This is a genomic window from Pseudomonas nitroreducens (genome assembly GCF_024170165.1).
Taxonomy (GTDB): Bacteria; Pseudomonadota; Gammaproteobacteria; order Pseudomonadales; family Pseudomonadaceae; genus Pseudomonas; species Pseudomonas nitroreducens_C.
The window spans coordinates 107,369-121,148 of the sequence record NZ_JALJXP010000014.1 but is presented as its reverse complement, the minus strand read 5'-3'; the positions used below and the strand labels follow the sequence as shown (position 1 = coordinate 121,148).

Here is a 13,780-nt window from a genome sequence, read left to right as displayed (position 1 = left end):
GCTTCGTAGGTATCCATCAGTGCGACATCCCGCTGCTGGCCTTGCGCTTGTCGAAGCGGCCGTCCTCGAGGAAGTAGAACTCGCCAAAGCCCGGGTCGTAGTCGCGCAGCCCTTCGCCGGGCAGCTTGGGCAGCGCGGCATTGACGGCCAGCGGCTGGACCAGGTGCGGGGTGACGATCATCAGCAGTTCGCGGTCGTCCTTGTCCAGGCTGGAGGAGCGGAACAGCGCGCCAATCACCGGGATACTGCCGAGGAAGGGGAATTTGTCGATGTTGCTGATGGTGCTGCTGCTGATCAGCCCGCTGATCACGAAGCTCTCACCGTCGGAGAGCATCACGCTGGTGTCGGTGCGCCGCACGGTCAGCGCGGGCACGGCGATGTCGTTGGTGCGGATGCCGCTGGAGAAGTCCAGCTCACTGACTTCCGGGGCGACCTTCAGGGCGATGCGCTTGTCGTTCATCACCGTCGGGGTCAGGGTCAGGCGCACGCCGAACTCCTTGTACTCGATGGTGATGTTGTTGTTATCGCCATTGGGCACCGGAATCGGGAATTCGCCGCCGGCCAGGAACGACGCCGTCTGCCCGCTGGTCGCCACCAGGCTGGGCCGCGCCAGGGTGTAGGCAAAGCCGCTGCCCTCCAGGGCGTTGATGAAGCCCAGCCACTTGCTGCTGCCGCCCCCCCAGATGATGTTGAAGCCGCCATTGGCACTGCCGAAGGTGCCGCCGTCCAGAATCCCTCGGGGATCGACCGTTACGCCACTCAGGCTTCCGGGTGAGCCCAGGACAAAGGTGTTGGACCCCTGGCGAATCAGCGAGGTACTGGCCTGCTTGAGCTTGCTGCGGCTGACCTCGACGAAGCGGATATCGGTCTGCACCTGGTTGGCCAGGCTGCCGGCGCCAACGCCGGTGGCCCCGGCCACATCACCCACCGCGCGCGCACCAACCCTTACCACGGTACGCATCGGCTGGTCGCTGCAGGCGGTCCAGATCAGCAGGCTGGTCAGACCCTCGGCCTTGCCGGTGATGAGGAAGTCACGCTTGTCGAGCACCTGCACGTCGGCGATGTTCGGATCGCCGATGGCCAGGCGCTTGATCGGCACCGGCAATTGCTGGTCGCGCTGGGCGCCCTGCTCGACGTCGAGATTCAGTTGCTGGTCAGCGAAGCCGGCACATGCGCTCGGCACGGCTTGCGCCACGGAGTGAACGGCGCAGGCCAGCAGGGCAACCAGGGGAAGGATGAAGCGCTGGGACATCGATGCACTCCTTGCTCAATGTGCTTCACGGGTAACAGCAGTGCCTCGGTAGACCACCACGCCGGCGTCAACCTGCGGCGCGGAAACCTGGCGTACGGCGGGGGCCTTCGCCGGACGTGGCTTGCCGATCAGCTGTTCGAGCGTGATCGGCTGGCTCCCGGCGGAGCCGAGGGAGGCCTGGATATAGCGGCCCTGCTGCTCCTTCTCGTAGAGATTCTCGTCCTTGCTGCGTACAGCCAGGCGCAGGGAGCCGGCCTGGCTGGCAAGCATCAGGCGCGAAGCGGCTTCGGCCGGTACCGCCAGCACGGCAGTGCGTGGCGGTTTGGGTGTCTTGTCCTTGGGGTCACCGGCGTTGCGTGCCTGGCCGTCGGTGGAAACGGCGATCTGCTCGCCGTAGGTCAGCACCCGTACACCGGGAAGCACGACCTGGGCGCTGAGGCTGCGCTCGGTGCTCTGCTGGTCCTGGACGAAGAGCATGACATCGACGTAATCGCCGGGGAGCACGAAGCCGCCACCACCGATGACCTCGTCCACGGCAATCGCCATGGCGCGCTCGTCCGGCCGGATGGTGCGGGCCAATGGGCCGCCCGGTTCGGTCACGGCTGAGGTGAGGATATTGCCCGCCGGAACGGCGACCCAGACGCGCTGGCCGATCACGGCTTCGGGCTTGGGAAAGCTCCCGGCGGGAGCGGTGTGCAACATCTCGACGCTGACATCGTCCTTGCCGATCACCGCCAGGGGCGGCAGGTCACGGGCCGCCACTACCACGGCGGTACGTTGCAGCTTGTCAGCCTCGGCCATGGCGGCCGGAGCCACTTCCTGCACCACGCCGGCAACCGGCGCGGCCGGCTTGCCAACCTTGAGCCCGAGGTAACCCACCACACCGGCGCACACCAGCAACAGCCCGGCGAATACCATCAGCACCTTGCTATTCATGACCACTTCCTTGGGCGATGTCGGACATGCGGACCTCGAGGTCCACGGCCTTGTTGTGAGAAGTCCAGTCACTGGCATCGCCAGTGCTTGTCCTTCAGACCTTTATTGTTGTTTCGGCCAGGCGAGGAAGTTCGATAAGAACCATTCCTCATAATCAGTTTTCAGTTGTGCCATGGCTGAATCTAGTAGCTGTGTTTAGAGCGTCAACCACGCCGGTTAAATTTACGACATGCAATTACTTATATGCCGAGAGGGTTATAACTTTGGTATTAGCGCTATTTGAACAATTGCATTCAGCCATACGACGCCTAGCCTGACGATGAAGTCGGGGCGCCGCCCCGGTGGTATCCAAGGGAGCACCCGCGATGGACCTGAAAATAAAAAACCTGTCCCTGAAACTGTATTGCATGGCCGAGGCGTTCGCGGCCGACAAGGAAGGGGCAACAGCAATCGAATACGCGGTAATTGCGGGGCTGATTTCGGTGGTGGTCATCACCGGAGCGGCTATCATCGGTGGTGATTTGGAAACCATCATGACCAGCATTCAGACCGAAGTTGCAAAAGCCGTTAACTAGCAGCAGACCCGCTTCAACTTTCGGTATATGAATTCAAGGTTCCCGCGCCATGCGCGGGAACTTGTTCGTGTGCCTGTCTAATTTTCTCTAAAGCTCCCCGCGCACCTGCCGATACAGCCTGCTCAAACCCGTTTTACAGCAGGATGCTTTACCGATGCTTCGTTCGCTGTCCTTCTCCCGGAAGATTCTCCTGGCGGCCTCCCTCGTGGTCACCTTCGCCTTCGCCTGTTTCATCTTCTTCAACGATCTGCGCCAGCGCGATGCGATCCACTCCGACACCGAATCCTACCTCTCCGAGGTCGGCAGCCTGACCGCCAGCAACATCCAGAGCTGGCTGGAAGGCCGCATCCAGCTGGTGGAAGCGGAAGCGGCGCAGCTGGCCGACGGCGAGCCGACGCCCGAACGTATCCAGCACGTACTGGAACAGCAGGTGTTCCAGAAGAACTTCGAATCGGTCTACCTGGGCGAAGCCGCCAGCGGCGTGTTCACCATGCGCCCCTACGCGCCCATGCCCGACGGCTACGACCCGCGCAGCCGCGGCTGGTACAAGGACGCCGTGGCCGCCGGCCGGCTGATCGTCACCGAACCCTTCCTCGATGCCGGCACCAATGAGCAGATCCTCGCCACGTCGATGCCGGTGATGCGCAACGGCCAACTGGTCGGCGTCGCTGCCGGCGATATGAAGCTGGAAACCATCACCGCGATCATCAACTCGCTGAAGTTCGACGGTGACGGCTACGCCTTCCTGGTCAGCGATGCCGGCAAGATCCTCCTGCATCCGGACAGCAGCCTGATCTTCAAGAGCCTCGGCGAGGTCTACCAGCAGGGCGCACCCAAGGTGCAGCCGGGCGTGCAGGAAGTCAGCATCAATGGCGAGGTCCAACTGGTCTCGATGACACCGGTGAAAGGCCTGCCAGGCGTGACCTGGTACGTTGCACTGGTGCTCAACAAGGATTCCGCCTATGCGATGCTCAGCGACTTCCGCAACACCGCCATCGTCGCCACCGTCATCGCCATCGTCGCCATCCTGTTCCTGCTGGGCATGCTGATTCGCGTGCTGATGGCACCGCTGACCGACATGGGCCGTGCCATGCAGGACATCGCCCAGGGCGAAGGCGACCTGACCAAGCGCCTGACGGTCGCCAGCAACGACGAGTTCGGCGTGCTGGCCAACGCCTTCAACCGCTTCGTCGAACGTATCCACGAATCGATCCGCGAAGTGGCCTCCACTGCGCGCAACCTGCATGACGTCTCGCAGCTGGTGGTGAACGCCTCCAACTCCTCGATGAGCAACTCCGACGAGCAGGCCAACCGCACCAACAGCGTCGCTGCTGCGATCAACGAACTGGGCGCCGCCGCCCAGGAAATCGCCCGCAACGCCGCCGACGCCTCGCACCACGCCACCGACGCCTCGCACCAGGCTGGTGACGGCCGCCAGGTGGTCGAGCAGACCATCAGCGCGATGAACCTGCTCTCCGACAAGATCAGCTCGGCCTGCGCCAACATCGAAGCGCTGAACAGCCGCACGGTGAACATCGGGCAGATCCTCGAAGTGATTAAAGGCATCTCCGAGCAGACCAACCTGCTCGCCCTGAACGCCGCCATCGAAGCCGCCCGCGCCGGTGAAGCCGGCCGTGGCTTCGCCGTGGTCGCAGACGAAGTGCGCAACCTGGCCCACCGTGCCCAGGAGTCCGCGCAGGAAATCCAGAAGATGATCGAAGAGCTGCAGGTCGGCGCCCGCGAGGCCGTGGATACCATGACCGAGAGCCAGCGCTACAGCCTGGAGAGCGTGGAGATCGCCAACCGCGCCGGCGAGCGCCTGGCCAGCGTGACCCACCGCATCGGCGAGATCGACTCGATGAACCAGTCGGTGGCCACCGCCACCGAAGAGCAGACCGCCGTGGTCGACTCGCTGAACATGGACATCACCGAGATCAACACGCTGAACCAGGAAGGCGTGGAGAACCTGCAGGCCACCCTGCGCGCCTGCGCCGACCTGGAAAACCAGGCTGGCCGCCTGCGTCACCTGGTGGACAGCTTCCGCATCTGATCGCGGCAGGCATGAAAAAGGCGCCTTCGGGCGCCTTTTTTGTTGGGTTCAGGTTCGGCATCAACCTGTAGGAGCGAGCCTTGCTCGCGATCGCGGGCATGGCCCGCTCCTACAGGGACTCACTCGCCCTGTATCACCGCTGAAACACCCGCCACAGAGCCACCCCTACCGTTCGTCCGACGCTTTCAAGCTTCCTCCGGGCACGCCGAAATCAAGGGTGAAGGCCTTTGATAGCAACCAACAAACCGGGCCTCTCATCACTGCCGGGACAAGGGAGTTCCGGCCACGCCCGCGCGGCTATCCGCCGTGCCGGCGCCGTCCGTTTCACACCACGGGGACGGACGTTCTGCGGCGACACCGGATCTGTCGCCCGGACCAACGCCGTTCAGGCATCCCACTACTTCCGGACTCGACGCAGCATGATCAAGAGCCTGAAATTCAGCCATAAGATCCTCCTGGCCGCTTCTCTTGTGGTTTTCTCGGCATTCGCCCTCTTCACCCTCTACAACGACTACCTGCAGCGCAACGCGATCCGCGAAGACCTCGAGGATTACCTGCGGGAGATGGGCGACGTCACCGCCAGCAACATCCAGAACTGGCTGAGCGGCCGGCTGCTGCTGATCGAAAGCACCGCCCAGACCCTCGCCCGCGACAGCTCCCCCGAACACCTCACCGGGCTGCTGGAGCAGGAGACGCTGCGCAAGACCTTCATCTTCACCTACCTGGGCCAGGAGGACGGCGGCTTCACCATGCGCCCGAACGAGGCCATGCCCGCAGGCTACGACCCGCGCACCCGCCCCTGGTACAAGGACGCACTGGCAGCCGGCGGCACCACGCTGACCGAACCCTATGTCGATGCGGCCACCCAGCAACTGATCATGACCGTTGCCACCCCGGCCCGCGCCGGCGGCAAGACCCTCGGCGTGGTCGGCGGCGACCTCGGCCTGCAGACCCTGGTACAGATCATCAACTCGCTGGACTTCAGCGGCATGGGCTACGCCTTCCTGGTCAGCGGTGACGGCAAGATCCTCGTCCACCCGGACAAGAACCTGATCATGAAGCCCCTGGCCGACATCTATCCGCAGAACACGCCGAAGATCGGCGGCGGCTTCAGCGAGGCCGAACTCAATGGCCAGACCCGCATCCTCAGCTTCACCCAGGTGAAGGGACTGCCGTCGGTGAACTGGTACATCGGCCTGTCCATCGACAAGGACGCGGCGTACTCCATGCTGAGCAAGTTCCGCGCCTCGGCCATCATCGCCGCCGCCATTGCCATCGTCGCCATCCTGCTCCTGCTGGGCATGCTGATCCGCGTACTGATGCAGCCGCTGACCACCATGGGCCGCGCCATGGAAGACATCGCCCAGGGCGAAGGCGACCTGACCAAGCGCCTGAAGGTCGCCAGCAACGACGAGTTCGGCGTGCTGGGCAATGCCTTCAACCGCTTCGTCGAGCGTATCCACGAGTCCATCCGCGAAGTCGCCTCCACCGCACGCAGCCTGCACGACGTCTCGCAGCTGGTGGTGAACGCCTCCAACTCGTCCATGAGCAACTCCGACGAGCAGTCCAACCGCACCAACAGCGTCGCTGCTGCGATCAACGAACTGGGCGCCGCCGCCCAGGAAATCGCCCGCAACGCCGCCGATGCATCGCACCACGCCACCGACGCCTCGCACCAGGCCGGTGACGGTCGCCAGGTGGTCGAGCAGACCATCAGCGCGATGAACCTGCTCTCCGACAAGATCAGCTCGGCCTGCGCCAACATCGAAGCGCTGAACAGCCGCACGGTGAACATCGGGCAGATCCTCGAAGTGATCAAGGGCATCTCCGAGCAGACCAACCTGCTCGCCCTGAACGCCGCCATCGAAGCTGCCCGCGCCGGTGAAGCCGGCCGTGGCTTCGCCGTGGTCGCGGACGAAGTACGCAACCTGGCCCACCGTGCCCAGGAGTCCGCGCAGGAAATCCAGAAGATGATCGAAGAGCTGCAGGTCGGCGCCCGCGAGGCCGTGGATACCATGACCGAGAGCCAGCGCTACAGCCTGGAGAGCGTGGAGATCGCCAACCGCGCCGGCGAGCGCCTGGCCAGCGTGACCCACCGCATCGGCGAGATCGACTCGATGAACCAGTCGGTGGCCACCGCCACCGAGGAACAGACCGCCGTGGTCGACTCGCTGAACATGGACATTACCGAGATCAACACGCTGAACCAGGAAGGCGTGGAAAACCTCCAGGCCACCCTGCGCGCCTGCGCCGACCTGGAAAACCAGGCTGGCCGCCTGCGTCACCTGGTGGACAGTTTCCGCATCTGATTCTCGCGGACACGAAAAAGGCGCCCAAGGGCGCCTTTTTCATTGGGTACACCTGTAGGAGCGAGCCATGCTCGCGATCGCGGGCATGGCCCGCTCCTACAGAAGACCTCAGCGTCGTTTGCTACCGCCCAGCAGCGCCCCCATCAGGCCGCGCACCAGTTGCCGGCCGATCTGGTTCGCCGCCTGGCGCACCACCGTCTTGCTGACCTGGCTGGCCAGCGAGCCAAGAATCTCCCCAGCCATGCCGCCGAAATCCGTCCCGCCGCCCTTCTCTTCCTTCTGCTCGGTCGGTGCCATCTTGTTGTCGGCGCGGCCGGTCAGTTTCTCGTAGGCCGACTCGCGGTCGATCGGCTGGTCATAGCGGCCGGCCAGCGGCGAACGGCGAATGACGTCGGCGCGCTCGGCCTCGGTCAGCGGGCCGATGCGCGACTGTGGCGGCGCCACGGCAACGCGTTGGACCATCGCAGGGGTGCCCTTTTCCTCCAGCGTACCGACCAGCGCCTCGCCGATGCCCAGCTCAGTGAGCACCTTCAGGGTGTCGAACGCCGGGTTGGGCCGGAAGCCATCGGCCACCGCGCGCAGGGATTTCTGTTCCTTGGCGGTGAACGCGCGCAGGCCGTGCTGGATACGCAGGCCGAGCTGCGCCAGCACGTCGTCCGGCAGGTCGCCGGGCGACTGGGTAACGAAGTAGACACCCACGCCCTTGGAGCGGATCAGCCGCACCACCTGCTCCAGGCGATCCTGCAGGGCCTTGGGCGTGCCGTTGAACAGCAGGTGCGCCTCATCGAAGAACAGCGCGAGGATGGGCTTGTCCGCGTCGCCGCGCTCGGGCAATTGCTCGAACAGTTCGGCCAGCAGCCAGAGCAGGAAGGTGGCGTAGACCTTGGGCGCGTCATGCACCAGTTTGCTGGCGTCCAGCAGGTGGATGCGGCCACGGCCGTCGGCCTCGGGACGCAGCAGGTCTTCCAGCTGCAGCGCCGGCTCGCCGAAGAAGTCCTCGGCGCCCTGCTGCTCCAGCAGCGCCAGGCGCCGCAGCAGCGCCTGGGACGAGGCGCCGGTAAACAATGCCCGGTCCTCGCCAAGGATGTCCGGGTTTTCCTTGAAGTGGTTCAGCAGCGCCTTGAGGTCTTTCAGATCGAGCAGCAGCAGGCCTTCGCGGTCGGCCACCTTGAACGTGGCGAACAGCGCCGCCTGCTGGCTCTCGGTCAGCTCCAGCAGGTTGGCCAGCAGCAGCGGCCCCATCTCCGACAGCGTGGTGCGTAGCGGATGGCCGGTCTTCCCGGCCACGTCCCAGATGCTCACCGGATAGGCCTGGGGCTTGTGGTTCAGCCAGGGCATGCTGGCGATGCGCTCGGCCACCTTGCCCTGAGGATTACCGGCGGCGGCGATGCCGCACAGGTCACCCTTGATGTCGGCGGCGAATACCGCGATGCCGGCGTCGCTGAAGGATTCGGCGAGGTGCTGCAGCGTCACCGTCTTGCCGGTGCCGGTCGCGCCGGCGATCAGGCCGTGGCGGTTGGCGAGCTTCCAGGACTGGCCGATCGGCTGCCCGTCGGGCCCCGCGCCGATGATGAGTTCGTTGGTGGCTGACATCCGTTGTTCCCCTTCGGTAGGCCTGTCGCGCCAGAGGGCCTGTCGCGTTGGCTGCATGAGCAAGAGTGGCGTGTCCCGGCGCGCCGCGCAATCGGCTACCCCGGTACTTTGAAGACGTGCTTGAGGTAGTGGAGGAAATTCTCGTCCTTGCACTGGGTCTTGCCCGGCGCATCGGAGATCTTCGCCACGGGATGGCCGTTGCAGGCGGTCATCTTCAGCACGATGTTCATCGGCTGCACACCCGGCACATCGCAGGTGAAATGGGTGCCGATGCCGAAGCTGACGTCGATGCGCTCGCGTAGCGCACGGTAGATTTCCAGCGCCCGAGGCAGGTTGAGACCATCGGAGAACACCAGGGTCTTGGTCTGGGGGTCGATGCCCAGATGCTCGTAATGCCGGATGGCCTTTTCCGCCCATTCCAGCGGGTCGCCCGAGTCGTGGCGCAGGCCATCGAAGAGCTTGGCGAAGTACAGGTCGAAGTCCGCCAGGAAGGCTTCCATGGTGATGCAATCGGTCAGGGCGATGCCCAGTTGACCGCGGTACTCGCGCACCCAGGCATCCAGCGCAGCAGCCTGGCTGTCGATCAGCCGCGGGCCGAGTTGCTGGTGCGCCATCAGCCACTCATGGGCCATGGTGCCCAGCGGCTTCACCTCCAGCTCGCGCGCCAGATGGACGTTGCTGGTACCGACGAAGTGCCCCGGGAAGCAATCGCGCAGGTCGCGCACCACCGCTTCCTGCACCGGATAGGAGAAGCGCCGACGGGTGCCGAAGTCAGCCATCTTGAAACCCGCCAGCTCTTCGGCGCTGGCCTCCTTGCGCAGCCAGTCGAACTTCTCCTGCAGGCGCTCGCGAACCATCGTCAGCGTCGTGCCCGGATGGCGGTGGCGGTTGCGCACTTCACTGATGATCGCCAGCAGCGGCACCTCGCAGAGAATCACGTGCAGCCACGGGCCTTTCAGGCGCAGGAACAGCTCCTCTTTCTCCACACCCAGCTGCACATAGCGGGGATTGAAGCGGAACAGGCCGAGGAAGCGGATGAAGTCGGGCTTGAAAAACGGGATGCGCTCGAGGAAAGCCAGGTCCTGCGGTGCGAAGGAAAGCTCCGAGAGCTGCTCGATCTGCTCGCGCAGCGGGTCCAGGTAGGCGCGCAGGTCCTCTTCGTTGCGGCAGCGGAACTCCCACTCGACTTCGGCGTTGGGGTAGTTGTGCAGCACTGCCTGCATCATGCTCAGCTTGTAGAAGTCGGTATCCAGCAGGTTCTGCACGATCCGCCGGGAAAATGCGCTGTCGCTCATGCTCATCTCATTGCAGGCTTGAACCGGCAGTCTAAACCCGCCGCCCACAAAAAAACCCGCCGAGGCGGGGTTTTGAGTTGGAATCAGAAATCAGCGTGCCTTGCTCTGTGACATCCCGAACAGGAAAAGCAGCAGGTCGTCATCCGGACGGATGTCCTGTTGCTTGGCGCGCAGGTTGGGCGGCATGGGGCAGCTGTCCAGGCCGCCTTGTCCGGAAATGACCGAAGGCCCCGGCTCGTGCCAGGCCGCCGCCGCCAGGGTCGCCACCCCGAGCGCGCCGATGAGGAGCAAACCTCGCGTAATTTCTAACTTCATGTCTGCAACCCTTTGATGGCGCTGCCAAACGCCGCTTGGTAACCATAGACAAAAGCCTGCCATTGCGCCTCTGTCCACGACGAGCGGCGTTTCACCTGGCGAAGATCGTGACGGGCAGCACGCTGGGCGCTGAAGCGCTGGCGGGCTTTTTCCATGTCAATCAGGGCCACTTCGATCTTGTCGCCGTCCACCTTCACGAACACGTGCTTCAGGTAGAGGCAGCCATGCTGCCAACGGCCGGCGTTAAGCTTTGCAAGGGTACTACCGTAATGTTGCAGAATTCTTTGGTGCAGGGCTTCGCCCCAGCGCTCCTGGTCGCCACGGGCGTAGCAGTCTTCCAGGCTGCTGAAGCCGTCCAGGGACTCGGTCACCAGCAGCGCCTGCCACTCGCCATCGACCTTGCGGCAGCCGGCATAGACCAGAGTCGGCACCCGCACACCCAGCGCTTCGGCGGCCTTGAGCGCATTGCGCTCGCGGATGGCAGTGGGATAGCCGAAAGGATGCAGCAGGTCGCGGTAGATGTGGCCCATCTGCTGCTTGCGATAGAGCATCCGGCCGTCGGAGGTCAGGACCCGCTGCACACCGCTCTCGCCACCGCGACGACGGTTAGGCTCCTCGACCCACTTGCCGGGTACCTGGAGCCAACGGTCGATGGCGTTCTCACCGGAAATTTGCTGCAGCGACGCCAGATCAACGGCCATCCATCACTCCTTACGCAGAATGTAGACCCGCCACATATGAATGAGCGGGACGAAATCAATATGATCCTGGACCCTGAAACCAGCCTGGCGGAACTCCGCCTCGATGGTCTTGGCGGGAATCACGAAGCGGTTCTGGTAGGCGTGTTTCTTGCGACTCGACTCGGCGCGCGCACGTTTCCAGGACTTGAAGTTGCCATCGACCCACATCGACAGGATCACCGAATCGCGGGATACGCGATGAAATTCGCGCAACATCGTCAAACGATCATCGGATTCGCCGATGTGGTGCATCAGGCGCATCGAGAAGATGCTGTCGACCGCGTTGTCGGGCAGATCAATGGCAAACGCCGAAGTCTGCAAAGGTCGGACGCGTTTTACAACCTCATTCGGTTGACCGGCGCAGGCGACGGCGATCATGTCCGGGGAATTGTCCGCCCCGATGATCACCCGGTTCTCCTTTTCGGCCAGCATCGGCCAGAAGCGTCCGGCACCGCACGGCAGGTCGAGGACCAGGTTGGGCTGGCCGGCAAGCTTGAGTGCCTGGCGGGCAACTTGGACATCGCGCCAGTGGGAAAGTTTCCTGGACAGTCCGGCCTGGTGCTTGCGCAGATAGCGTTCTGCGTGCTGGCGGTCGTACTTTTGGGAGAACTCCAGGTCGACGGGTTTTTCAGTCATCGGATATTACCTTTCCCGAATTCAGGGCGAACGATACGAACCAGCCTGTCACAGCCGGGTCATGCACTTGTGAAGTTTTCGTCAAACGATGGCTAGGCGAACTTCGAAGCGACAGCCATGGGGTTCCGCGGGGCGCAACGTGACGTCCCAGCCTTCGGAGGCGCAGATCCGCTTGACCAGCGACAACCCCAGCCCGAGCCCCTCACCACGCGGGTTCTGGCCGCGCACGAAAGGCTGGAAGACGCGCTCGCGCTGTTCTTCCGGGATGCCGGCGCCGGTGTCCTCGACCCAGAATCCGTTCGGCCCAAGTTGTAAGCGGATGCTGCCGGTTTCGGTGTAATGCATGGCATTGCGCAATAAATTGCTCATTACCGAACGCAGGAACGACGCATTGAATTGCCCCTGCATCTCCTGGCTGACGGCGTATTCCAGGGTCAGGCCTTTTGCCTCGATGGGGCCGCGCCATTGTGCAACCAACTCGTCGCCGATCTGCCGCAGCCCGGCCTGGGTCACAATGCCCATGTCCTTGCGCTGGGCCCGCGCCAGCATCAGGAAGGTCTGCACCAGATCGCGCATTTCCTCGCAGGCGCTGGACATGCGCGCCAACTGGGCCTTGGCCCGCGAGCTGAGCCCCGGCTCCTCCGCCAGCAGCTCGCAACTGGTGGCAATCACCATCAGCGGCGTGCGCAGTTCGTGGCTGACGTCGCTGGTGAACAGTTTTTCCCGAGTCAGCACGTCGTGCAGCCGGCCCATGGCGTAATCGAAGGCCGCCGCCAGCTCGCCCACTTCGTCGTTGGCGTAGTCCGGCGACATGGGTGGCGCGAGGTCCAACAACTGGTCACGGTGGCGGACCTGACGTGCCAGACGCGAGACTGGCTCCATCACCTTGCGCGCCAACAGCCAGCCCAGCATCCCGGACAACACCAGGCTGAGCACATAGCCGGTGACCACGGCGGCGTAGAGAATCTGCTCGCGCGCCTCGAAATCGCTCTGGTCCTGCAGCAGGACGAATCGGCGACCATCGACGTCACGCGCCAGCGCGTGGAAGGACAACTCGCCATCGAAGACTTCGTGGAATCCTTCATCCAGCCGGCGCAGCGCCGGCGGCATGGCGTAGACACCAGCGCCGTCGCTGATGAAGAAACGCATGCCCGGATCGAGCTTGGGAGCCTGGCCGTTGCCCAGGTCCTCGTTGATGATGCGGTCCAGTTCACCGCCCAGGTCGCGGGAGATCAGGCGCTCTTCGACAATATGAACAACGCCGACGATTCCCACCGAAAACAGGCCGCCAACGGCGGCGGTCATGAGTACGAAGGCAAAGACAATCCGTCGGGAAAGGCTCTGCTTATACTCCATGCGCTTCCTCCGCCAGCTTGTAGCCGACGCCATGCACCGTGTGCAGCAGGGAGGATGCGAAGGGCTTGTCGATCACCTGGCGCAACTGGTGAACGTGGCTGCGCAGGCTGTCACTGTCGGGGCAGTCGTCGCCCCACACGGCTTCCTCGAGCACGTCGCGGCGCACCACATGCGGGCTCTTCTGCATCAGCACCGCCAGCAGCTTGAGGCCGATGGGGTTGAGCTTGAGCGGCTTGCCGGCACGGTTCACTTCGAGGGTGTCGAGGTTGTAGCTCAGGTCGGCGACCTGCAGCTCGCGACGCCCGCCGCCCTGGCTGCGACGCAGCACCGCTTCGATACGGGCAGCCAGCTCGGAGAGCGCGAAGGGCTTGAGCAGGTAATCGTCGGCGCCGGAACGGAAGCCTTGCAGGCGGTCGTCCAGCTGATCGCGGGCGGTGAGCATGATCACCGGGGTGTCGCGGCGCGCATCTTCACGCAGGCGGCGACACAGGGTGAAACCGTCCAGCCCCGGCAGCATCACGTCCAGCACGATCAGGTCGTAATGGGACGTCGCCGCGAGGTGCAATCCGGACAGGCCGTCCTGGGCGCAATCCACCGTGTAGCCCTTCAGGCCCAGGTAGTCGGCCATATTGGCCAGGATGTCCCGATTGTCTTCAACCAACAAAATGCGCATATGCTCTCCTCGAACGCAATGCACGTTAGCCTAACCAGCTTAAATAGAAC

At 63.8% G+C, this 13,780-nt stretch carries 12 protein-coding genes; 3 read left to right on the top strand and 9 right to left on the bottom strand.

Annotated elements, in window-relative coordinates; all coding sequences use genetic code 11:
- Nucleotides 1-16: 16 nt before the first annotated feature.
- Both J2T47_RS24455 and cpaB read right to left on the bottom strand, forming a co-directional pair.
- The gene (locus tag J2T47_RS24455; protein WP_253452644.1) at nt 17-1,252 is read right to left on the bottom strand and encodes a type II and III secretion system protein family protein; all 1,236 of its coding nucleotides are present in this window, start codon (nt 1,250-1,252) and stop codon (nt 17-19) included.
- Between the two features lie 15 nt (nt 1,253-1,267).
- Nucleotides 1,268-2,188 carry a Flp pilus assembly protein CpaB gene (gene cpaB / locus J2T47_RS24450; RefSeq protein WP_253452642.1) on the bottom strand — a complete coding sequence of 307 codons (921 nt, stop codon included), beginning with the start codon at nt 2,186-2,188 and terminating at the stop codon, nt 1,268-1,270.
- A gap of 377 nt (nt 2,189-2,565) precedes the next feature.
- Here cpaB and J2T47_RS24445 point away from each other — a divergent pair, with 377 nt between their 5' ends.
- The 3 genes from J2T47_RS24445 (at nt 2,566) to J2T47_RS24435 (ending at nt 7,122) form a co-directional block, all read left to right on the top strand.
- Complete coding sequence (locus J2T47_RS24445; RefSeq protein WP_253452737.1) at nt 2,566-2,763, top strand: Flp family type IVb pilin; 198 nt, start codon at nt 2,566-2,568, stop codon at nt 2,761-2,763.
- Between the two features lie 154 nt (nt 2,764-2,917).
- On the top strand, nt 2,918-4,813 hold the full coding sequence (locus J2T47_RS24440) for a methyl-accepting chemotaxis protein (RefSeq protein ID WP_253452640.1): 1,896 nt from the start codon (nt 2,918-2,920) through the stop codon (nt 4,811-4,813).
- Between the two features lie 419 nt (nt 4,814-5,232).
- Nucleotides 5,233-7,122, top strand: a complete 1,890-nt coding sequence (locus J2T47_RS24435) for a methyl-accepting chemotaxis protein (RefSeq protein WP_253452638.1) — start codon at nt 5,233-5,235, stop codon at nt 7,120-7,122.
- A 108-nt stretch (nt 7,123-7,230) separates the two neighbouring features.
- Here the strand turns inward: J2T47_RS24435 and J2T47_RS24430 are convergent, their stop codons facing one another.
- The 7 genes from J2T47_RS24430 to J2T47_RS24400 all read right to left on the bottom strand — a co-directional run bounded on the left by J2T47_RS24430 (nt 7,231) and on the right by J2T47_RS24400 (nt 13,730).
- On the bottom strand, nt 7,231-8,715 hold the full coding sequence (locus J2T47_RS24430; protein ID WP_253452636.1) for a helicase HerA-like domain-containing protein: 1,485 nt from the start codon (nt 8,713-8,715) through the stop codon (nt 7,231-7,233).
- 95 nt (nt 8,716-8,810) lie between these two features.
- A complete protein-coding gene (gene pncB / locus J2T47_RS24425) occupies nt 8,811-10,010 on the bottom strand; it encodes a nicotinate phosphoribosyltransferase (protein WP_253452634.1) in 1,200 nt (399 codons plus the stop codon).
- A gap of 90 nt (nt 10,011-10,100) precedes the next feature.
- Entirely contained in the window at nt 10,101-10,325 is a 225-nt protein-coding gene (locus J2T47_RS24420) for a hypothetical protein (protein ID WP_253452632.1), read from the bottom strand.
- Nucleotides 10,322-11,026, bottom strand: coding sequence for a lipopolysaccharide kinase InaA family protein (locus J2T47_RS24415; protein WP_233299314.1), 705 nt, complete (start codon nt 11,024-11,026; stop codon nt 10,322-10,324). The genes J2T47_RS24420 and J2T47_RS24415 overlap by 4 nt, the downstream gene beginning before the upstream one ends.
- A 3-nt stretch (nt 11,027-11,029) precedes the next feature.
- A complete protein-coding gene (locus J2T47_RS24410) occupies nt 11,030-11,701 on the bottom strand; it encodes a class I SAM-dependent methyltransferase (protein ID WP_253452630.1) in 672 nt (223 codons plus the stop codon).
- Nucleotides 11,702-11,782: 81 nt separating this feature from the next.
- Nucleotides 11,783-13,057 carry a sensor histidine kinase gene (locus tag J2T47_RS24405; RefSeq protein WP_253452628.1) on the bottom strand — a complete coding sequence of 425 codons (1,275 nt, stop codon included), beginning with the start codon at nt 13,055-13,057 and terminating at the stop codon, nt 11,783-11,785.
- Nucleotides 13,047-13,730, bottom strand: coding sequence for a response regulator transcription factor (locus J2T47_RS24400; protein WP_081517514.1), 684 nt, complete (start codon nt 13,728-13,730; stop codon nt 13,047-13,049). The genes J2T47_RS24405 and J2T47_RS24400 overlap by 11 nt, the downstream gene beginning before the upstream one ends.
- Nucleotides 13,731-13,780: the final 50 nt, after the last annotated feature.